Source organism: Actinomadura monticuli (assembly GCF_041463655.1).
GTDB lineage: Bacteria > Actinomycetota > Actinomycetes > Streptosporangiales > Streptosporangiaceae > Spirillospora > Spirillospora monticuli.
Map to the genome: position 1 here is coordinate 80,707 of NZ_JAXCEI010000007.1, position 17,820 is coordinate 98,526.

A 17,820-nucleotide genomic window follows, 5' to 3' on the forward strand; every position below is an offset into this window, starting at 1 on the left:
CGCTCAGCCCCCCATCCGGCGCATCACGCCGTGCACCTGGCCGACCGTCGGGCCGTGCAGTTCGTGGACGATCGCCCCGTCGGCGAGGAACAGCACCCGGTCGGCGTGCGCGGCGGCCCCCGGATCGTGCGTCACCATGATCACCGTCTGGCCGTAGGCGTCGACCGAGCGGCGCAGGAACCCCAGCACCTCGGCGCCCGACCGGGAGTCGAGGTTGCCGGTCGGCTCGTCCGCGAACAGCACCTCCGGCCGGGTCAGCAGCGCCCGCGCCACCGCGACCCGCTGCTGCTGGCCGCCCGACAGCTCGGCCGGGCGGTGCGACAGCCGCTCCCGCAGCCCCAGCGCGTCCACGATGGTCGCGAACCACTCGCGGTCGGCGCGCCGGTTCCCGAGCCGCCCGGTCAGCCGGATGTTCTCCTCCGCCGTCAGCATCGGCAGCAGGTTGAACGACTGGAACACGAACCCGAGCCGGTCGCGGCGCAGCTTCGTCAGCCGCGTCCGCGACAGCTTCGTGATGTCGACGTCCCCGATGAGCACCGAGCCGGACGACACCGTGTCCAGCCCGGCCATGCAGTGCAGGAGCGTCGACTTCCCGGAGCCGGACGGCCCCATGATCGCGGTGAACCGGCCGCGCGGGAACGCCGCCGAGACGCCGCGCAGCGCGGTCACCGCGTGCTCGCCCGCCCCGTACGACTTGACGACGTCACGGGCCACGGCGACATGGTCGCGGACCTCACCGGAAGGGGGTGCGGCGGTTGTCTGGGTCATGCCTCAAGCCAACCGCCGGAGCCCCCTCGCCCGCAGTGGCGGAGCCTCCCCACCCGATACGGGGGAAGGCCCCACCCTCACGGCGCGGCCGTCAGCGCCCCTCGAACTCCGGCTGCCGCTTCTTCAGGAACGCCTCGGTCGCGTTCTTGTGGTCGGCGGTCTCCGCGCACTCGTCCTGCAGCTCCGCCTCCCGCTCCAGCGAGGACGCCAGGTCGTGCGCCGCCGCGTGGTCGAGCGCCGCCTTCACCGCGCCGTAGGAGACCGTCGGGCCGGCCGCGAGGCGCCGCGCCAGCTCCACCGCCGCCGGGGCCAGCTCGTCCGCCGGGACGACCCGGTTCACCAGGCCCAGCTCCAGCGCCTGCTCCGCCTTCACCGGCTCCCCGAGGAGCAGCAGCTCGGCGGCCTTCGCGCGGCCGACGAGGCGCTGCAGCGTCCACGACATGCCGCTGTCGGGGGCCAGGCCGATCCCGGTGAACGCGGTCGCGAACCTCGCCCTGTCGGACGCCACGATCAGGTCGCAGGCGAACGCCAGCGCCGCGCCCGCGCCCGCCGCGACGCCGTTCACCGCCGCCACCACCGGCTTCCGCATCCCGGCGAGGGCCAGCACCACCGGGTTGTAATGCTTGCGGACGGTGTCGTCCAGCCCCTTCCCGGCGGCAAGGTTGGCGGCGTGCTCGCGCAGGTCCTGCCCAGCGCAGAAGGCCCGCCCCGCACCGGTGAGGACGACCGCGCGGGCGTCCGGATCGGCGGCGGCGCGCACCACCGTCGCGCGCAGCAGCTCCTTCATCTCGGTGGTCAGCGAGTTCATCCCGTCGGGGCGGTTGAGTGTGATGGTCCCCACACCGTCGGTCACGTCGTACAGCACGGTCTCAGACATCGGCGTCCTCTCAGCTCTCCCGCAGATCTTCCCATCTTCCGATCTGGAGGCTGATCGTTACCACTTCGCGCCCGGAAGACGAGATAATGGACCACTACTGATGACGCGGATGCGACACGCGGCCACGCGGCCACTGGTGTGCGAGGCCGCGGCCCTACGCAGGAAGGGGATGCACGCATGGCGGCGATGAAGCCGCGGACGGGAGACGGTCCGCTCGAAGTGACCAAGGAGGGACGCGGGATCGTCATGCGGGTCCCCCTCGAAGGCGGCGGCCGCCTCGTGGTCGAGCTTTCCGCCGACGAGGCCAAGGAACTCGGCGAGGCGCTCAAGGACGTCGTGGGCTGAGACCCCGCGGGCTGAGCCGACGGCTCCGCCGCTCCCGGCTTGTTGGTGACGGTCCCGGCGACGCCGCCGGGGCCCTTGCCATTTCCGAACCCAGAAGGGGGACCCTCACCATGCCCATCGAGACCCGCGTCCACGGCGCCGGCGGCACCGTGTCGCAGACGGCGGTCGATCTCGGCGCCGAGGTGGTGGCGGTCCCGGTCCGCAAGGGCCCCGTCGCGCCGGCCGCCGAGGTCGCCGGTGCGCTGCCCTTCACGCTGGACGAGCTGCTCGCGCTGCACAAGGCCAAGGGCGATCCGGGGGAGATCGTCGCGACCCAGGTCCGCGTCGGCGACCGGGTCCGGGAGCTGCTGCTGTACGGGGTGGGCGACGCGGCCCCGGCCGACCTGCGCAAGGCCGGCGCCGCGGTGGCCCGCCGCGGCAAGGGGCGGACGGCGCTCCTCGCCGGCGTCCCGGACGGCGACCTCGCCGCCTTCGTCGAGGGCGCGCTGCTCGCCTGCTACGAGTTCACGATCGGCGCCCCGCCGGCCCGGAAGGCGCTCCGCACCCTCGCCGTGCTGACCGAGGCCGGGCCGGAGGCGGACGCTCCGGCCCTCGAACGCGCCACCGCGCGGGCGCGGGCCACCGCGCTGGCCCGCGACCTCGCGAACACCCCGGCGGGGGAGAAGGACCCCTCCTGGCTCGCCGCGCGGGCCGAGCAGGTCGCCGCGGAGGCCGGCCTCGCCGTCCGCGTGCGCGGCGAGAAGGAGCTGGCCGAGGGCGGCTTCGGCGGGCTGCTCGCCGTCGGCGGCGGGTCGGCCCGCCCGCCCCGCCTGATCGAGCTCGGCTACGCGCCCGAGGGCCCGGCCGAGAAGCACGTCGTGCTGGTCGGCAAGGGCATCACGTTCGACAGCGGCGGCCTGTCGCTGAAGCCGAACGAGGGCATGAAGACGATGAAGACCGACATGGCGGGCGGCGGCGCGGTCATCGCCGTCATGAGCGCGCTGCGCGGCCTCGGCGTCCGCGCCCGCGTCACCGGCCTGGTCGCGGCGGCGGAGAACATGCCGTCCGGGTCGTCGATGCGCCCCGGCGACGTGATCACCCATTACGGCGGCACGACGTCGGAGATGCTGAACGCCGACGCCGAGGGCCGGCTCGTCCTCGCCGACGCGCTCGCCTACGCCGACGCCGAACTCGACCCCGACGCGGTCGTCGACGTCGCGACCCTGACCGGCGCCGCGAAGGTCGCGCTCGGCCTGCGGCACGCCGCGCTGTTCGCCACCGACGACGCTCTCGCCGACGCGCTCACCGGTGCGGGCGCGGCGGCCGGCGAGCCGGTGTGGCGGCTCCCGCTCACGGCCGACTACCGCACCGCGATCGACTCCGACGTCGCCGACGTCGCCAACATCGGGCGCGGCGGCCTCGGCGGCGGCGCCATCACCGCGGCGCTGTTCCTGCGCGAGTTCGCGGGCGACCGCCCCTGGGCGCACCTCGACATCGCCGGGCCGGGCCGCGCCACGTCCGACGACGGCGAGATCACCCGCGGCGCGACCGGGTTCGGCGTCCGCCTGCTGCTCGACTGGCTGACCGCCGGAGCGTGAGCGCCGGCCCGCCGGCGGGAGGCGCTACTTCGTCCGGCGGTCGATCACCGGGACCCGGCGGCGCCGCCGGGCCTCCTTGACGATGTCGGGGAGCGCGGCGTCCCAGCCCGGCTCCACCGCGAAGCACCACGGGACGGCCGCCACCGTGGCCGGCACGTCCCGGATCGTGAACGCCACCAGGCCGGGCCGGTCCGACGTGCGCGCCAGCTCCGCCAGCTCGGCGGACGGCAGGAACACCAGGTAGTCCTGCTCGCCCCGGCGGCTGCCGGGCATGCCGCGGCGCAGCGCCGCGATCGCGGCCACCTCGTCCCAGGGGAGCGCCCGCCCGGCCGAGCGGGGCAGCGGCCAGCGCGCCGGGCGGCGCACCTCGTCGCCGTCCAGCTCCAGGACGGGACGGCGCGCCAGCATCCCGCCGCCGGAGATCAGCAGGCCCGTCCCGAAGAGCGCGAGCCCCGCCACCCCGAGCACCATGACCGCGACGGCGCCCACCCCGGCGCCGCGGATCGCGCCGCCCGTGACGAACGCGATCGACGCGGCGAACAGGATCGCCAGGGCCACCAGCTGCCAGGCCCCGCGCCACGTCATCCTGATCCGCACCGCGAACGGCTCGCGGGTCTCGACCGTCTCCGCATCCATGCGCCCGCCCTCCATGCGCCCGCCTCAGTCGCGCTTGACGGCGCAGAGGAGACCGTCGCCGACCGGGGCGAGGAACGGGACGAGCCGCTCGTCCTCGCGGATCATCCGGTGCACCTCCCGGATCGCCTCGGTGTCGGGGTCGCGGTGCGCGGCGTCGGCGACCCGGTCGTGCCACAGCGCGTTGTCGAACGCGACCACGCCGCCGGGCCGCAGCAGCCGCAGCGCGTCCACCAGGTACTCGGGGTACTCCCGCTTGACCGCGTCGCAGAACACCATGTCGTAGGCGCCGTCGGTCAGCCGGGGCAGCACCTCCAGCGCGGGGCCGCTGATCATCCGGGTGCGGAAGTGGGACAGGCCCGCCTCCCGGTAGGCGAGCTTCGCCAGCCGCTGGTTGTCGGGCTCGATGTCCACGCTCGTGAGGACCGCGTCCCTGGGCATGCCGCGCATCAGCCAGACGCCGGAGACGCCGCAGCCGGAGCCGACCTCCACGACCGTCCGCGCGCCGATCAGCGCCGCGATGAAGCGCAGCGCCGCGCCGCCGGCCGGCCCGATCGGGGACGCGCCGACCTCCTCGCCGCGCCGCCTGGCGGCGCGGAGCGGCTCGTCTTCGGGGAGGAAATCCTCCACGTAGGCCCGGGTGGCCTGAATGGCGTCGATGGCTGCCTCCTCGCGGGACCCCCGCATGCCTCATGCTGGAAAGACCATATCGTTGACAGGGAACCAACTGGAGTTTCAGCGCGTTGTAACCAGCGGAAGCGCACCCGCGCGGCCAGCACGCACGTCGGTCCAGAACCGCCCCAGCCCAGGCGAGACCGTGCCGTTCCAAGGCGAGGACCTTGGCTCACGAGAGAGGAACAGCCCGGCACCATGGGAGTCGCAGCACTCAGTTTCAGAAGCGCTGTGGGGGTAGGCGCCAGGCAGGGGAACGCCGCTCGCACCCGCGAGAACGCCCCCGAGGCCGAGTGGGCGCCGCCGTCCTGGGACGAGGTCGTCCGCGAGCACTCCGCGCGCGTCTACCGGCTGGCCTACCGGCTCACCGGCAACCAGCACGACGCCGAGGACCTCACCCAGGAGGTCTTCGTCCGCGTGTTCCGCTCGCTGTCGAACTACACGCCAGGAACGTTCGAAGGCTGGCTGCACCGCATCACCACGAACCTGTTCCTCGACATGGCGCGGCGCCGCCAGCGCATCCGCTTCGAGGGGCTCGCCGACGACGCCGCCGAGCGCCTCCAGGGCCGCGAGCCGACCCCGGCGCAGGCGTTCGACGACACCAACTTCGACGCCGACGTCCAGGCCGCGCTCGACGCGCTGGCCCCCGAGTACCGCGCGGCCGTCGTGCTGTGCGACATCGAGGGGCTGTCCTACGAGGAGATCTCCGCGACGCTCGGCGTCAAGCTGGGCACCGTGCGCAGCCGCATCCACCGGGGACGGGCGCAGCTGCGCGCCGCGCTGGAGCACCGCGCGCCCACGCGGCGCCGGCCCGGCACCAGGAACGACTACCAGGTGGCGGCGCCGGCCTCCGAGGCACGCGCCACCGCCGCCGACGGTGCGGCCGCGGCGCCCGCGGGGGGCGTGCACACGGCCGGCGGGGCGCTGCCGGAGCCCGGCGGCGCTTAGAGCCGAGCACATCGCGCGCGGGGCCGGGACCGCGCGCCCGACCGAATGGAACCGACGGAGGCGGCGTGAGTTGTCTGGGGGAGCGTCTGACCGCTCTGGTCGACGATGAGCTGGGACACGAGGAGCGCGACCGCGTGCTCGCCCATCTCGCGGGATGCGCCCGGTGCAGGGCCGAGGTGGCGGGCCTGCGCCGCCTCAAGGGACGGCTGCGGGGGCTGTCGGAGCTGCCCGCCGCGGACGGCACCGACGACCTGCCGACCCCCGACTTCCTGACCCGGCTGCGCTCCCTGCCCGTGGCCGCCGAGCCGCCCCCGTCCGCCGGCGTCCCCGCGGGCCCCCCGCCGGGCCCGCCCGCCGGCGCGCCGTCGGAACGCCCGGCACGGCCGCTGCGATCATCGACCCGTCCCGCGCGGCCGGCCCCCGCCGCGCGCCCGCGCGACAACCGGCCCGGCGGGCACGCCACCACCGTGCAGCTCCACCCGCGGCGCCGGTACCTGGTCGTGGGCGCCGCGACGCTCTTCCTCGGCCTCGGCACCGCCTCCTACGCCGCGGGCGGACGGCAGGACGCGCCGACCGTCACGCCCGCCTTCGACCGCTTCGCCGTCGAGCACGCGCTCACCTCCGGGGACGCGCCGATGACCGACCCGCTCACCGACCCGGTCTACCAGGTCCAGGTCTCCCCCGGACCGTGACCGCGCCGACCGCGACCGGGCTGGCGGGGCGCGGCCGGCGGTGCGCCCTCCTGGCCGGCGCGCTCGCGGGCGCGCTCGCCCTCGCCGGGCTGCTGTCCGGCGACCCGGCCGCCGTCCGCCGGACGCGCAGCGATCCCGGCGCCGTGGGGCTGCTGCGCGCCGCCGCCGACGCCGCCCGCCGCGTCCCCTACGAGGGCCGGCGGTTCCTCACCACGTGGAACCGCGGCGCGTCCGCCACGTCCCGCGTCGCCGTGACGCACCGGCCCGGCGAGGGCATCCGCTACCGGTCGGCCGCGAATGGGACCGGCTACCGGCCCGAGTCCGCCGCCGGCGACACCACCGGCTTCACCCCCGGCACCCTCGCCCTGCTCACCCGCAACTACTCGGTGGTGCGCGCCGCGGACGCGGCGATCTGCGGCCGGCCGGCCCGCGTCGTCGAGGCCCGCCGGGCCGACGGCAGCCCCGCCGGACGCTTCTGGATCGACCGCGAGACCGGGCTGATGCTGCACCGCGAGCTGATCGACGCCAAGGGCCATCCCGTGATCGTCACCGGGTTCAGCGAGATCAGCTTCACCATGCCGCCGGGGGAGCGGGCCGCGCTCGACCTGCCGCGCAGCGGGCTGCTGCGCTTCCCCGGGTCCAGCGCGTCCGGACCGGTGGAGAGCGCCGGCTCCGGCACCGCCGCGAGCGCGTGGGGCGACCGGCTGGACCGGGCCGGGATCGCCGGGCTCCGCGACCGCGGCTGGCCCGTCCCGCAGGACCTGCCCGGCCGGCTCACCCTCTACGACGTGCGCCGCGAGAAGGGCGGCGGCGCCGTCCACCTCAGCTACTCCGACGGCCTCGCCGCCGTCTCGGTGTTCGTGCAGCGCGGCACCCTCGACGAGCACGGCCTGGCCGGCTGGCAGAAGACCGTCCGCCGGGGCCGGACCGTGTACCGCCGCGAGTCGCTGCGCCGGTGGGCCGTCTCCGCCGGGAAGGGGTACGTCTACACCGTGCTGACGGACGCGCCGCAGAGCACCGCCGACGCGGTCGCCGTGAACATGCCGCGCGGCGCCGAACCGCTGTGGACGCGCCTGTCCCGGGGCGCCCGCCGCCTGGTGTCCGCGGTCGATCCGTTCGACTGAACCGTCGCGGCCGTATCGGCGTCCGAGGTGGTGATCACCGTTCGCCGGCACGGCGGGCGGGTCTTATGCTCGCCACATGCCTTTCGGGGCAGCATGAGCACGGATGACGAGGACCATGCTCGGTAGGAGAGATGGGGATGACGGAAGACAACCGCGGGCCGGTACGGGCCCCGTCGGACGACGACGAGGTCGTCTCCGGCGGGGAGCCTGAGCGGCAGGAGGCGGCGGCTCCTCCCGAGACGGTGACCGACCAGGAGATCCCGCTGGATCAGCCGGTGGACGGTCCGGAGCCGGGGGCCTGGGCGGACGCCGGCGACGACCCGCGCCCGGTCGACGACCCGGAGCCCGGCCGGGAGTTCGGCGCCGAGGGCGCCGAGGGCGCCGGCCGGGGCGACCGCCTGGTGGCCGGCGGGTTCGCGCCGCCGGACTCGCTCGGCGGCCCGCCCGACACCAGCGAGGACGTCTTCTCGCGCGGCGCGCCCGGCGGCGCCTCCGCGGCGGACATGGGGCCGCAGGAGGTCCCGCTGCAGGACGTCCCGCCGCGCGACATGCCGCAGCCCCCGCCGCCGGTCGCGCTCGACAAGCCCGCCGCGGACGACGACCGCCCGCGCCCCGGGTTCGTCCCGCACAACGCCGACCCGCGCGCCGCGCAGGGCGGCCCGTACGGCGGCTGGCCGCAGCAGTCCCACCAGGGCCCGCCGCCGCCCGCGGGCGCCCGGCCGCCGATGGCGCCGCCGCCCGCGCCGATGGGCCCGCCGCCCGGCGGTCCGGGGCCCCGGCCGATGTCCGGCTACGGGATGCCGCCCGGCGGCACCGGCCCGAACTGGGCGCCGGTGCCGGCGATGCCGTCGTCCTCGCGTGGCGGGCCCGGCCTCGGCCTGCTCGCCGTCGTCGCGCTGATCGTCGCGCTGGTGGCGGGCGCGCTCGGTGCCGGGATCGGCGTCGTCGCGACCAACGGCGACGACGGCGGCGGCTCGGTGAGCCTCGGCGGCAGCGACAGCAGCGACACCAAGGTGCAGAACCGCCCGCCCGACTCCGTCGCGGGCGTCGCGCAGCGGGTGCTGCCGAGCGTCGTGATGATCCGCGTGCAGGCGGCGCAGGGCGAGGTCGGCGGGACCGGCTTCATCGTCAACGGCGGCTACGTCATCACCAACAACCACGTCGTGTCCGGCGCCGGCGGCGGCGGGCAGATCCAGATCGTCTTCAACGACAAGAAGACGCTGCCCGCGACCGTCAAGGGCGCCGACCCGAGCTCGGACGTCGCCGTCCTCAAGCCGGAGGGCCAGCACTCGCTGCCCGCGCTGCCGGTCGGCGACTCCAGCAAGATCGCGGTCGGCGACCCGGTGATCGCGATCGGCTCGCCGCTCGGCCTGCAGGGCTCGGTCACGACCGGCATCGTCAGCTCGCTGAACCGGGCCGTTCCCACGCAGGGCGAGGGCGGCGCCGACGCGTCCTACCTGAACGCGATCCAGACCGACGCGGCGATCAACCCCGGGAACTCGGGCGGCCCGCTCGTGGACGCGAAGGGCCGCGTGATCGGCATCAACACCGCGATCGCGACGCTCGGCGGCCAGTCGCTCGGCGGCGAGCAGCAGAGCGGCAGCATCGGCCTCGGCTTCGCGATCCCGATCAACCAGGGCAAGCGGGTCGCCGAGGAGATCATCCGCAGCGGCAGCGTCCGCAAGGCCAAGCTCGGCGTGCTGCCCGACCCCCGCTACCAGGAGGGCGGCGCCCGGATCATGCCGCAGCCGGTCAGCGGGCAGGACCCGGTGACCAAGGGCGGCCCGGCCGACAAGGCGGGCCTGAAGCCCGGCGACGTGATCACCAAGGTGGACGACAAGCCGATCGAGGACGCCACCGACCTGATCGCGCAGATCCGCAGCCGGGCCCCCGGCGACCGGATCACGATCACCTACGAGCGCGACGGCCGGGAGAACAAGGTTCAGGTGACACTGGGCGCCGATTAGAACGGCGGGATGTTCAGGTCCGGTTCATCCGGGCTCGGGATACGCTGAGGGGGTCGGTCCGCGGGGACCGGCCCCCTGACGGCTTGTGGAGGACGGGTTGTTCGACGTCGGACTCGGTGAGATGGCGGTGCTCGTCGTCCTCGCCCTGGTCATCTTCGGGGACAAGCTGCCGCAGGTGGCCGGGCAGGCGGGACGCATGCTGCGGCAGTTCCGGCAGATGGCCGACAGCGCCAAGGCCGACCTGCAGGAGGGGCTCGGGCCGGAGTTCAAGGACTTCGACCTCAACGACCTCAACCCCAAGACGTTCGTCCGCAAGCACCTGTTCGAGGACGAGCCCGGCGGCGGCCTGACGGCGAACGGCTCCGGCGTGTTCGACGACGAGCCGTCCTACGCCACGACCGCGCACCAACTGGACGGCAAGAAGCCCCCCTTCGACGACGAGGCGACCTAGCCCAGGGGCCACCAGTTAGCCCAGGGGGCCACCAGCTCACGGGTCGGGTGGCCGGAGGGCGCTCTGCGCCCGGAGGTCGCACGACCCGCCGGACGAGAGGGCGTTTCGCGAGACGCGCCAGCGGCTCGGGAAACGCCCTCTCGTCCGTAACGGGGGTTCCAGGGGGTCGCCCCCCTGGGCTAGCAAGTCGTCAGCGGCCCTTGGGGGAGATTCCCAGGGACATGCCGGCGAGGCCGCGGCTGCGACCGGCGAGCTTGTCGGCGATGGTGCGCAGCTCCTTGGCGGCGCCCGCGTCCGGGTCGGACAGGACGAGCGGGAGACCGTTGTCGCCGCCCTCGCGGAGCCGCGGGTCGATCTGCACCTGGCCGAGCATCGGGACGCGGGTCCCGAGCGTCTTCGTCAGCGCGTCCGCGACCGTCTGGCCGCCGCCCTCGCCGAAGATGAACTGCTGCTCGCCGCAGTGCGGGCACGACAGGTAGGACATGTTCTCGATCACGCCGACGACCTGCTGGTGCGTCTGCGCGGCGATCGCGCCCGCCCGCTCGGCCACCTCGGCGGCGGCCTGCTGCGGGGTGGTGACGACGAGGATCTCCGCGGACGGCAGCAGCTGCGCGACGGAGATCGCGATGTCGCCGGTGCCGGGCGGCAGGTCCATCAGCAGGATGTCGAGGTCGCCCCAGTACACGTCCGAGAGGAACTGCTGGAGCGCGCGGTGCAGCATCGGCCCGCGCCACACGACCGGCTGGTTCCCGGCGGTGAACATGCCGACCGAGATCACCTTCACGTCGTGCGAGGTCGGCGGCAGGATCATGTCCTCGACCTTGGTGGGGGCGTTCTGCACGCCCAGCATCCGCGGCACCGAGTGGCCGTAGATGTCGGCGTCGACGACCCCGACCTTGCGGCCCTGCGCGGCCAGCGCGGCGGCCAGGTTCACGGTCACCGACGACTTGCCGACGCCGCCCTTGCCGCTCGCCACCGCGTACACCTTGGTCAGCGAGTTCGGCTTGGCGAAGGGGATCTCCTTGGCGGGCTGCCCGCCGCGCAGCTTGGTCTGCAGGTCCTTGCGCTGCTCCTCGCTCATCACGTCCAGGTCGACGTGCACCGAGGAGACGCCGTCGAGCCGGGACACGGCCTCTGTGACGCGTTTGGTGATGGTGTCCTTCATGGGACACCCGGCCACGGTCAGGTAGACGCCGACGCGGACGCCGCCGTCCGCGTCGATGTCGACGCTCTTGACCATGTCGAGCTCGGTGATGGGCTTGTGGATCTCAGGATCGTTCACCGTGGCGAGAGCCTCGGTCACCCGCTCGGTCGTCAACAGGGAGGCCATGCGCCCATGGTATGAACCCTGAGGCCCTACCCGTTAATCAGGGTGTCCGTCTTCACATGTCGGGTGCGTCTCCATCGCGCGGACGGCCCGCCGGCCGTAACATCGGTCCGGTGACAAGCGGCACCCTCTCGGCCGCCGAGCTGGTCGTCTGGCGGACCATGCTGCGGGCGCAGGCGCAGATCTCCCGCCGCCTGCAGGCCGACCTGCTGGCCCGGCACGGCCTCGCGCTCGGCTCCTACGAGGTGCTGATGCACCTCGGCGAGGCGGCGGGCGGGCGGCTGCGGATGAACGACCTGGCCGACCGGGTCCTGCTGTCGCGCAGCGGCCTGACCAGGCTCGTCGACCGGCTGCAGCGCGACGGGCTGGTGGTCCGGCAGTCCTGTGCCGACGACGCCCGCGGCCTGTACGCGGCCCTGACCGACGCCGGGCGGCTCCGGCTCGCCGACGCGACCCCCACCTACCGGCAGGGCGTCCAGGAGCACGTGCTGAGCCGGCTGGACGAGTCCGACCTGCGCGCGTTCCAGCACATCCTCGACAAGCTCGCCGACGAGGGGATTCCCGCCTAGGGCCGGGGGTTCAGGGGCCTAAGGCCTAAAGCCTGGCGCCTAGGGGACGTGCTCCTTCGCGTCCAGATCCTTGATGATCTGCTGGAGCTCCGAGCGCAGGAAGTCGCGGGTGACGACCTCGTTCAGCGCCACCCGCAGCCCGGCGATCTCCCGGGTCAGGTACTCGGTGTCGGCGATGCTGCGGTCGCCGCGCGCCCGGTCCTGCTCGTACTGGACGCGGTCCCGGTCGTCCTGCCGGTTCTGCGCGAGCAGGATCAGCGGCGCCGCGTAGGACGCCTGGAGCGACAGCATCAGCGTCAGGAAGATGAACGGGTACGGGTCGAACTTCAGGAAGTCCGGGGCGAACGTGTTCCAGCCGAGCCATACGGCGACGAACACGGTCATGTAGACGATGAAGCGGGCCGTCCCCAGGAACCGCGCGATCCGCTCCGACAGCCGGCCGAACGACTCGGGGTCGTAGTGGACGCGCGGCAGCAGCGTCCGGCGGACCTCCCTCGGCTGGTCCAGGCGCGCGGTCATCGGGCGTGTCGTCATCATGTCGTCCCCCGGAGTACCTCTTCCTCGGGATCGGCGGTCACCTCGGCGGCGGCGTCCATCACGTTCTCCCGCCAGTCCTCGGGCAGCAGGTGGTCGAGCACGTCGTCGATCGTCACCGAGCCGAGGAGGTGCCCGTTCTCGTCCACGACGGCGGCGGCGACGAGGTTGTAGGTGGCCAGGAACATCGCGACGGCCTCCAGCGACATCGTGGGGCGCAGCGGGTCGAGCTCGGTGTCCACGATCCCGCTGACCAGCGTCGGCGGCGGCTCGCGCAGCAGCTTCTGGAAGTGCACGGTGCCGAGGTACTGGCCGGTCGGCGTCGCGCTCGGCGGCCGGCACACGTACACCTGCGCGGCGAGGGCCGGGTTCAGGTCGGGGCGGCGGATCAGCGCGAGCGCCTCGGCGACCGTCGCGTCCGGCGGGACGACCACCGGGTCGGTGGTCATCAGCCCGCCCGCCGACTCGTCGGGGTAGGTGAGCAGCCGCCGCACCGGCGCCGCCTCGTGCGGCTCCATCAGCGTGAGCAGCTGCTCCCGCTGCTCGGTCGGCAGCTCGCCGAGCAGGTCGGCGGCGTCGTCGGGGCCCATCGCCTCCAGGACGTCGGCGGCCCGGTCCACGCCCAGCTGGCCGAGGATCTCGACCTGGTCGTCCTCGGGCAGCTCCTCCAGGACGTCGGCGAGCCGCTCGTCGTCCAGCGCCACCGCGAGCTCCGTCCGCCGCTTCGCCGGCAGCTCGTGCACGATGTTGGCGAGGTCGGCGGCCTTCATCTGGCCGAACGCGGCGATCAGCCCGGCGGCGCCCTGGCCGTGCTCGACGGCGGAGAAGCCCTCCACGGCGTCCCAGTCGACGACGAGGCTCTCGCCGCGCTTGCGCAGCGCGCGTCCCGTCCGGCGGCTGACGGCGACCTTCACGACCAGCCAGTCGCGGGTGCGGGTCGGCTCCATCGCGACGTCCACGACGGAGACGGGCTCGCCGGAGTCGCGGAACCGGATCGTCCGGTCCAGCATCTCGGCGATGACGAGGGTCTCCGACTCGCGTTTCTGGAACCGCCGCATGTTCAGCCGGCCGTCGAAGATGATCGCGTCCGCCTCGATCACCGTCACCCGGGTGATCGGCAGGAACACCGCCCGCCGCGAGGTGACCTCCACCACCAGCCCGAGCACCCGCGGCGGCCGCGGCGCGAGCCGCAGCGCGACCACGACATCGCGGACCCTGCCGACCTGGTCACCGGCGGGGTCGAACACCGCGATGCCCGCGAGCCGGGCGATGAACACCCGTGTCGGAGCTGCGCTCATGGTCAGGACACTACCCATGATCGCCTGCTTGATCCGGGCCCGCCCCGGTTCCGCCCCCTTCCCGGGGTCCTGAATCGGCTGAGCCGGAGTTCGGAAAACCGATGGCCGTGGCCGGCTTGACGTTCGCGCGGAGCGCCGGGCCCCTCCGGGCGATCGCAGGGGACGTGCCCATGTCACATCGGGGTCCGGCGCTTCGTCGTCCGGGGTGATGGTCGACGAACATTCACGCATGCGAGGCTGGACAACCATGGACGATCCCTTCCGGCTCTTCGAGGAGCACCGCAACCTGCTGTTCGCCGTCGCCTACCGGATGCTGGGCACGGCGGCCGACGCCGAGGACGCGGTGCAGGACGCCTGGCTGCGCTGGTCCGCGGGGGACCGGACCGGGGTGGCCGACCCGAAGGCGTACCTCGTCCGGATCACCACCAACGTCGCGCTCGACCGGCTGCGCTCGGCGCAGGCCAGGCGCGAGACGTACGTGGGGCCGTGGCTGCCCGAGCCGATGCTGACCTCGCCGGACGTCGCCGAGGACGCCGAGATGTCGGAGTCGGTGTCGATGGCGATGCTGGTCGTCCTGGAGACGCTGAGCCCGCTGGAGCGGGCCGTGTTCGTCCTCAAGGAGGTCTTCGGGTACCCGTACGCGGACATCGCGAAGGCGCTGGACCGGTCGGAGGCGTCCGTGCGGCAGCTCGGGACCCGCGCCCGCAAGCACGTCGAGGCCCGCCGGCCCCGCTTCGAGGCGGGCGGCGCCGAGCGGCGCGCCGCGACCGAGCGGTTCCTCGACGCGGTGACCGGCGGCGACGTCAACCTGCTCATGGAGGTCCTCGCACCCGACGTCGCGCTGTGGTCGGACGGCGGCGGCAAGGTCCGCGCCCCGCGCCGCGCGATCTTCGGCGCCGACAAGGTGGGCCGCTTCCTCGTCGGGATCAACGGCGTGCCCTACCAGGGCGTCGAGCCCGCCGACATGCGGTTCCGGCGCGTCGAGATCAACGCCGAGCCGGCGGTGGTGGTGGACGGCCCGGACGGCCCGATCAGCGCCTTCACCGTCGACATCGACCCCGACGGCAAGGTGCGGACGATCCACCTGGTCGCCAACCCGGACAAGCTCCGCTCCCTGGCGGAGGGCCGCCGGCTCCCGATGTGACGCTCCGGACGCGCCCCTAGCGGTCGGCCGCCCGGCGCTTGCCGCCGAACATGCGCGGCGGCGCGCCGGCGGTCGTCGCCGGGGTGGGCACCGGGCGGACGGTCGCGTACCCGTCGTCCGCCGTGACGACCTCGTCCACCGGGGTCAGCCGGACGACCCACGACTCGACGGCCCACGTCTCCACCTGGCCTTCGTGGGTGCGGGCGTTGAGGCGCTCCTTGGCGAGGATCGGCGTCACCTCGTCCCACAGCTCGGTGCCGGGCTCGACCTGCTCGGCGTCGGCGGTGAACGAGATGAGGCGCCCGCCCTTGTCCTTGCTGCGCAGGATCACGGTGACCCGCGACGACTCGGGCAGGCCGGGCAGCGGCTGCTCGCCCTCGCCGCCGGTCAGCACGTAGGCGGAGCCGTCGTGCCAGATGTGCCAGGCCGCCCGCGGCTGCGGCAGGCCGGGCAGCTCCAGCCACAGCAGCCCCGACTTCCTGGCCGCCTCCTCCACCAGCGCCCTGTTCGGACCCGCGCCGTTCAGACCCATGACCGCAGGGTCTCACACCCGCTGGATAGCATCCGGGGCCATGCGCTCTCGACGTACCACCCTCGCCGTTCCGGGCAGCAACCCCCGCTTCATCGAGAAGGCGCAGGGGCTCCCCGCCGACGAGATCTTCCTCGACCTGGAGGACGCCGTCGCGCCGTCCGCCAAGGAGGACGCCCGCGCGACCGTCGCCGCCGCGCTCAACGAGGGCGACTGGTCGGGGAAGACCCGGGTGGTGCGGGTGAACGACCTCGACACGCACTGGGCCTACCGGGACGTGATCGAGGTCGTCGAGGCCGCCGGCGCGAACCTGGACGCGGTCATGCTGCCGAAGGTGTCGGACGCCACCCACGTCCAGTGGCTCGACCGGCTCCTCACCCAGATCGAGCGGGCGACGGGCCTGCCGGCCGGCCGCATCGGCATCGAGGCCCAGATCGAGGACGCGCAGGGCCTGGTCAACATCCACGCGATCGCCGCGTCGTCGCCCCGGCTGGAGACCCTCGTCCTCGGGCCCGGCGACCTGATGGCGTCCCTCAACATGAAGACCCTCGTCGTCGGCGAGCAGCCGCCCGGCTACACCGAGGGCGACGCCTACCACCACATCCTCATGCGCATCCTGATCGCCGCCCGCGCCCACGGCCTGCAGGCCATCGACGGGCCCTACTTCAACGTCCGCGACGTGGACGCCTTCACCCGCGTCGCGCGGCGCTCCGCCGCGCTCGGCTTCGACGGCAAGTGGGTGCTGCACCCGTCCCAGGTCGAGGCGGGGAACGCGGTGTTCTCCCCGTCCCAGGACGACTACGACCACGCCGAGCTGATCCTGGACGCCTACGACCACTCCCTGCGCGAGGGGCGCGGCGCCGCCACCCTCGGCGACGAGATGATCGACGAGGCGTCCCGCAAGATGGCGCTCGTCGTCGCCGCCAAGGGGCGCGCCGCCGGTCTCGCCCGCACGAAGCGCTTCGACCCGGCGGGGAACTGACGCCCCGTACGATTCGTCACGTACGCGAAGGGTTCGCGGGGGATTCGCGGGGGAGGGGTCACGTTGCCAGAACCAGGGGACACCGACGGCTGGGCGCCCCCGGACCCCGTCCGTCCCGCCGACCCCGGGCCGGGGGAGCAGCCTTCGTGGCCGCCGGCGCAGCCGCCCCACCCGGCTCCGCCGCAGCCGTACGCGCAACCGCCCCTGCACCCGCCCGCGGAGCCGCCGGGCCGACCGTACGGGGGCGCTCCGGGATATTCGCCCGGGATGCCCTATTGGCCCGGGGCGCCAGCGCAGCCGGACGGCTGGGGCCCGCAGCACGGCCCCGGCGCGTACGGGCCGGGGTACGGCATGCCGCCCGCCAAGCGGTCCTGGACGGTGCCGCCGCCGGCGGGCAGGCGGTTCCACCAGGTGGCGCGGAACGAGGCGCACCGCTGGTGGCGGCCGCTGGCCGGGAGCCTCGTGGTCGCCGTCGCCGGGATGGGCCTCGCGCTCCTGCTGATGCTCGCCGGGATGATCGTTCGGATCGCGGTCACCGGGGACGTCCCGGACCCGGACGCCTCCGGCGCCGACGCGGACTCGATCTTCGGCAACGACACCGCCGACCTCGCGTTCAACCTGGGGTCCCTCGCGCTGTTCCTGCCGGTCGTGCTGGGGGCCGCGTGGCTGCTGCAGCGGCGGCGGCCGGGCACGCTGTCGTCGGTCGCGGGACGCCTGCGGTGGCGCTGGATGCTGGTCTGCTGCGGCCTCGCGGTCCTGTTCTGCGTCGTGTCGTACGGGACGTCGATCGCGGCGGCCGTCGCGATGGACGACCAGTCCGGCGGCGACGAGCACTGGGTCGGGTGGAGCGCGTTCCTGGCTCCGGCGATCGTGATCGTCCTGCTGGTGCCCTTCCAGGCGGCGGCGGAGGAGTACGTCTTCCGCGGCTGGCTGCTGCAGGCCGTGGGCGCCTGCACGCTGGAGAACGCCAGGGGCCGCGCCGGGCGGGCGTTCAGCCTGGTCTTCCGCACCCCGTGGCCGGGGATCGTGGTCGGGTCGGCCCTGTTCACGGCCGGGCACGGCTACACGAGCTGGGGCATCCTCGACATCTTCCTGTTCGGTGCGATCGCGGCGTGGCTGACGGTGCGGACGGGCGGGCTGGAGTCCGGCATCGCCCTGCACGTGTTCAACAACCTGATGGCGTTCCTGCTCCCGGCGGCGGTCGGCAAGCTGGACATGGAGCAGGGCAGCGTGCCGTGGCAGGTCGTGCTGGCCGACGTCGTCCCGATGCTGCTCTACGCGGCGGTCGTCGTGTGGCTGGCGCGGCGCATGCGGCTGCAGAAGGTCACGGCGGAGGACGGCGTGCCGGTCGCGGCGGTGTCCCAGCCGCTGCCCGTGCCCTGA

19 protein-coding genes are annotated in these 17,820 nt (G+C 74.1%); 11 read left to right on the forward strand and 8 right to left on the reverse strand.

Going from position 1 to position 17,820, the window contains the following annotated elements; translation table 11 throughout:
* Positions 1-3 precede the first annotated feature (3 nt).
* Together SM611_RS17275 and SM611_RS17280 are read right to left on the reverse strand one after the other, a co-directional pair.
* A complete protein-coding gene (locus tag SM611_RS17275) occupies positions 4-768 on the reverse strand; it encodes an ABC transporter ATP-binding protein (RefSeq protein WP_371950584.1) in 765 nt (254 codons plus the stop codon).
* A gap of 91 nt (positions 769-859) precedes the next feature.
* Positions 860-1,645: an enoyl-CoA hydratase-related protein gene (locus SM611_RS17280; RefSeq protein ID WP_371950585.1), complete on the reverse strand. Its 786-nt coding sequence runs from the start codon at positions 1,643-1,645 to the stop codon at positions 860-862.
* 177 nt (positions 1,646-1,822) lie between these two features.
* Between SM611_RS17280 and SM611_RS17285 the strand changes: the two genes are divergently transcribed.
* The gene (locus tag SM611_RS17285; protein WP_083980698.1) at positions 1,823-1,990 is read left to right on the forward strand and encodes a DUF3117 domain-containing protein; all 168 of its coding nucleotides are present in this window, start codon (positions 1,823-1,825) and stop codon (positions 1,988-1,990) included.
* A gap of 110 nt (positions 1,991-2,100) precedes the next feature.
* A complete protein-coding gene (locus SM611_RS17290; RefSeq protein WP_371950586.1) occupies positions 2,101-3,567 on the forward strand; it encodes a leucyl aminopeptidase family protein in 1,467 nt (488 codons plus the stop codon).
* A gap of 24 nt (positions 3,568-3,591) precedes the next feature.
* Here the strand turns inward: SM611_RS17290 and SM611_RS17295 are convergent, their stop codons facing one another.
* Both SM611_RS17295 and SM611_RS17300 read right to left on the reverse strand, forming a co-directional pair.
* Positions 3,592-4,203 (reverse strand): hypothetical protein, encoded by a 612-nt coding sequence (locus tag SM611_RS17295; RefSeq protein ID WP_371950587.1) that lies wholly within the window; start codon positions 4,201-4,203, stop codon positions 3,592-3,594.
* A gap of 24 nt (positions 4,204-4,227) precedes the next feature.
* Positions 4,228-4,887, reverse strand: a complete 660-nt coding sequence (locus SM611_RS17300) for an O-methyltransferase (RefSeq protein ID WP_371950588.1) — start codon at positions 4,885-4,887, stop codon at positions 4,228-4,230.
* A gap of 183 nt (positions 4,888-5,070) precedes the next feature.
* Between SM611_RS17300 and sigE the strand changes: the two genes are divergently transcribed.
* From sigE to SM611_RS17325, 5 genes are all read left to right on the forward strand, one after another.
* Positions 5,071-5,820 carry an RNA polymerase sigma factor SigE gene (sigE, locus tag SM611_RS17305; protein ID WP_371950589.1) on the forward strand — a complete coding sequence of 250 codons (750 nt, stop codon included), beginning with the start codon at positions 5,071-5,073 and terminating at the stop codon, positions 5,818-5,820.
* Positions 5,821-5,885: 65 nt separating this feature from the next.
* Positions 5,886-6,512 (forward strand): anti-sigma factor family protein, encoded by a 627-nt coding sequence (locus SM611_RS17310; protein WP_371950590.1) that lies wholly within the window; start codon positions 5,886-5,888, stop codon positions 6,510-6,512.
* Positions 6,509-7,636, forward strand: a complete 1,128-nt coding sequence (locus tag SM611_RS17315; RefSeq protein ID WP_371950591.1) for a sigma-E factor regulatory protein RseB domain-containing protein — start codon at positions 6,509-6,511, stop codon at positions 7,634-7,636. The genes SM611_RS17310 and SM611_RS17315 overlap by 4 nt, the downstream gene beginning before the upstream one ends.
* A 137-nt stretch (positions 7,637-7,773) precedes the next feature.
* Positions 7,774-9,603: a trypsin-like peptidase domain-containing protein gene (locus SM611_RS17320; RefSeq protein WP_371950592.1), complete on the forward strand. Its 1,830-nt coding sequence runs from the start codon at positions 7,774-7,776 to the stop codon at positions 9,601-9,603.
* A gap of 97 nt (positions 9,604-9,700) precedes the next feature.
* Entirely contained in the window at positions 9,701-10,054 is a 354-nt protein-coding gene (locus SM611_RS17325; protein WP_371950593.1) for a sec-independent translocase, read from the forward strand.
* 190 nt (positions 10,055-10,244) lie between these two features.
* Here the strand turns inward: SM611_RS17325 and SM611_RS17330 are convergent, their stop codons facing one another.
* Complete coding sequence (locus SM611_RS17330) at positions 10,245-11,384, reverse strand: Mrp/NBP35 family ATP-binding protein (RefSeq protein WP_371950594.1); 1,140 nt, start codon at positions 11,382-11,384, stop codon at positions 10,245-10,247.
* A 110-nt stretch (positions 11,385-11,494) separates the two neighbouring features.
* On the opposite strand from SM611_RS17330, the gene SM611_RS17335 reads away from it, so the two are divergent.
* Complete coding sequence (locus SM611_RS17335) at positions 11,495-11,950, forward strand: MarR family winged helix-turn-helix transcriptional regulator (protein WP_371950595.1); 456 nt, start codon at positions 11,495-11,497, stop codon at positions 11,948-11,950.
* Positions 11,951-11,989: 39 nt separating this feature from the next.
* Here SM611_RS17335 and SM611_RS17340 read toward each other — a convergent pair whose 3' ends face one another.
* Both SM611_RS17340 and SM611_RS17345 read right to left on the reverse strand, forming a co-directional pair.
* Positions 11,990-12,469, reverse strand: coding sequence for a DUF1003 domain-containing protein (locus tag SM611_RS17340; RefSeq protein ID WP_371950596.1), 480 nt, complete (start codon positions 12,467-12,469; stop codon positions 11,990-11,992).
* 14 nt (positions 12,470-12,483) lie between these two features.
* On the reverse strand, positions 12,484-13,782 hold the full coding sequence (locus tag SM611_RS17345) for a magnesium transporter MgtE N-terminal domain-containing protein (protein WP_371950597.1): 1,299 nt from the start codon (positions 13,780-13,782) through the stop codon (positions 12,484-12,486).
* Between the two features lie 229 nt (positions 13,783-14,011).
* Here SM611_RS17345 and SM611_RS17350 point away from each other — a divergent pair, with 229 nt between their 5' ends.
* Positions 14,012-14,926 carry an RNA polymerase sigma-70 factor gene (locus SM611_RS17350; protein ID WP_371950598.1) on the forward strand — a complete coding sequence of 305 codons (915 nt, stop codon included), beginning with the start codon at positions 14,012-14,014 and terminating at the stop codon, positions 14,924-14,926.
* A gap of 16 nt (positions 14,927-14,942) precedes the next feature.
* Here SM611_RS17350 and SM611_RS17355 read toward each other — a convergent pair whose 3' ends face one another.
* Positions 14,943-15,458: a hypothetical protein gene (locus SM611_RS17355; RefSeq protein ID WP_371950599.1), complete on the reverse strand. Its 516-nt coding sequence runs from the start codon at positions 15,456-15,458 to the stop codon at positions 14,943-14,945.
* A gap of 40 nt (positions 15,459-15,498) precedes the next feature.
* Here SM611_RS17355 and SM611_RS17360 point away from each other — a divergent pair, with 40 nt between their 5' ends.
* Together SM611_RS17360 and SM611_RS17365 are read left to right on the forward strand one after the other, a co-directional pair.
* Positions 15,499-16,437 carry an HpcH/HpaI aldolase/citrate lyase family protein gene (locus SM611_RS17360; protein WP_371950600.1) on the forward strand — a complete coding sequence of 313 codons (939 nt, stop codon included), beginning with the start codon at positions 15,499-15,501 and terminating at the stop codon, positions 16,435-16,437.
* 267 nt (positions 16,438-16,704) lie between these two features.
* The gene (locus tag SM611_RS17365; protein WP_371950601.1) at positions 16,705-17,820 is read left to right on the forward strand and encodes a CPBP family intramembrane glutamic endopeptidase; all 1,116 of its coding nucleotides are present in this window, start codon (positions 16,705-16,707) and stop codon (positions 17,818-17,820) included.

Coding starts and splice junctions, on each gene's coding strand:
- SM611_RS17275 (WP_371950584.1), bottom strand. CDS start 768: ATGACCCAGACAACCGCCGCACCCCCTTCCGGTGAGGTCCGCGACCAT.
- SM611_RS17365 (WP_371950601.1), top strand. CDS start 16,705: ATGCCCTATTGGCCCGGGGCGCCAGCGCAGCCGGACGGCTGGGGCCCG.
- SM611_RS17345 (WP_371950597.1), bottom strand. CDS start 13,782: ATGAGCGCAGCTCCGACACGGGTGTTCATCGCCCGGCTCGCGGGCATC.
- SM611_RS17360 (WP_371950600.1), top strand. CDS start 15,499: ATGCGCTCTCGACGTACCACCCTCGCCGTTCCGGGCAGCAACCCCCGC.
- SM611_RS17350 (WP_371950598.1), top strand. CDS start 14,012: ATGCGAGGCTGGACAACCATGGACGATCCCTTCCGGCTCTTCGAGGAG.
- SM611_RS17320 (WP_371950592.1), top strand. CDS start 7,774: ATGACGGAAGACAACCGCGGGCCGGTACGGGCCCCGTCGGACGACGAC.
- SM611_RS17280 (WP_371950585.1), bottom strand. CDS start 1,645: ATGTCTGAGACCGTGCTGTACGACGTGACCGACGGTGTGGGGACCATC.
- SM611_RS17295 (WP_371950587.1), bottom strand. CDS start 4,203: ATGGATGCGGAGACGGTCGAGACCCGCGAGCCGTTCGCGGTGCGGATC.
- SM611_RS17355 (WP_371950599.1), bottom strand. CDS start 15,458: ATGGGTCTGAACGGCGCGGGTCCGAACAGGGCGCTGGTGGAGGAGGCG.
- SM611_RS17285 (WP_083980698.1), top strand. CDS start 1,823: ATGGCGGCGATGAAGCCGCGGACGGGAGACGGTCCGCTCGAAGTGACC.
- SM611_RS17290 (WP_371950586.1), top strand. CDS start 2,101: ATGCCCATCGAGACCCGCGTCCACGGCGCCGGCGGCACCGTGTCGCAG.
- SM611_RS17330 (WP_371950594.1), bottom strand. CDS start 11,384: ATGGCCTCCCTGTTGACGACCGAGCGGGTGACCGAGGCTCTCGCCACG.
- SM611_RS17340 (WP_371950596.1), bottom strand. CDS start 12,469: ATGACCGCGCGCCTGGACCAGCCGAGGGAGGTCCGCCGGACGCTGCTG.
- sigE (WP_371950589.1), top strand. CDS start 5,071: ATGGGAGTCGCAGCACTCAGTTTCAGAAGCGCTGTGGGGGTAGGCGCC.
- SM611_RS17300 (WP_371950588.1), bottom strand. CDS start 4,887: ATGCGGGGGTCCCGCGAGGAGGCAGCCATCGACGCCATTCAGGCCACC.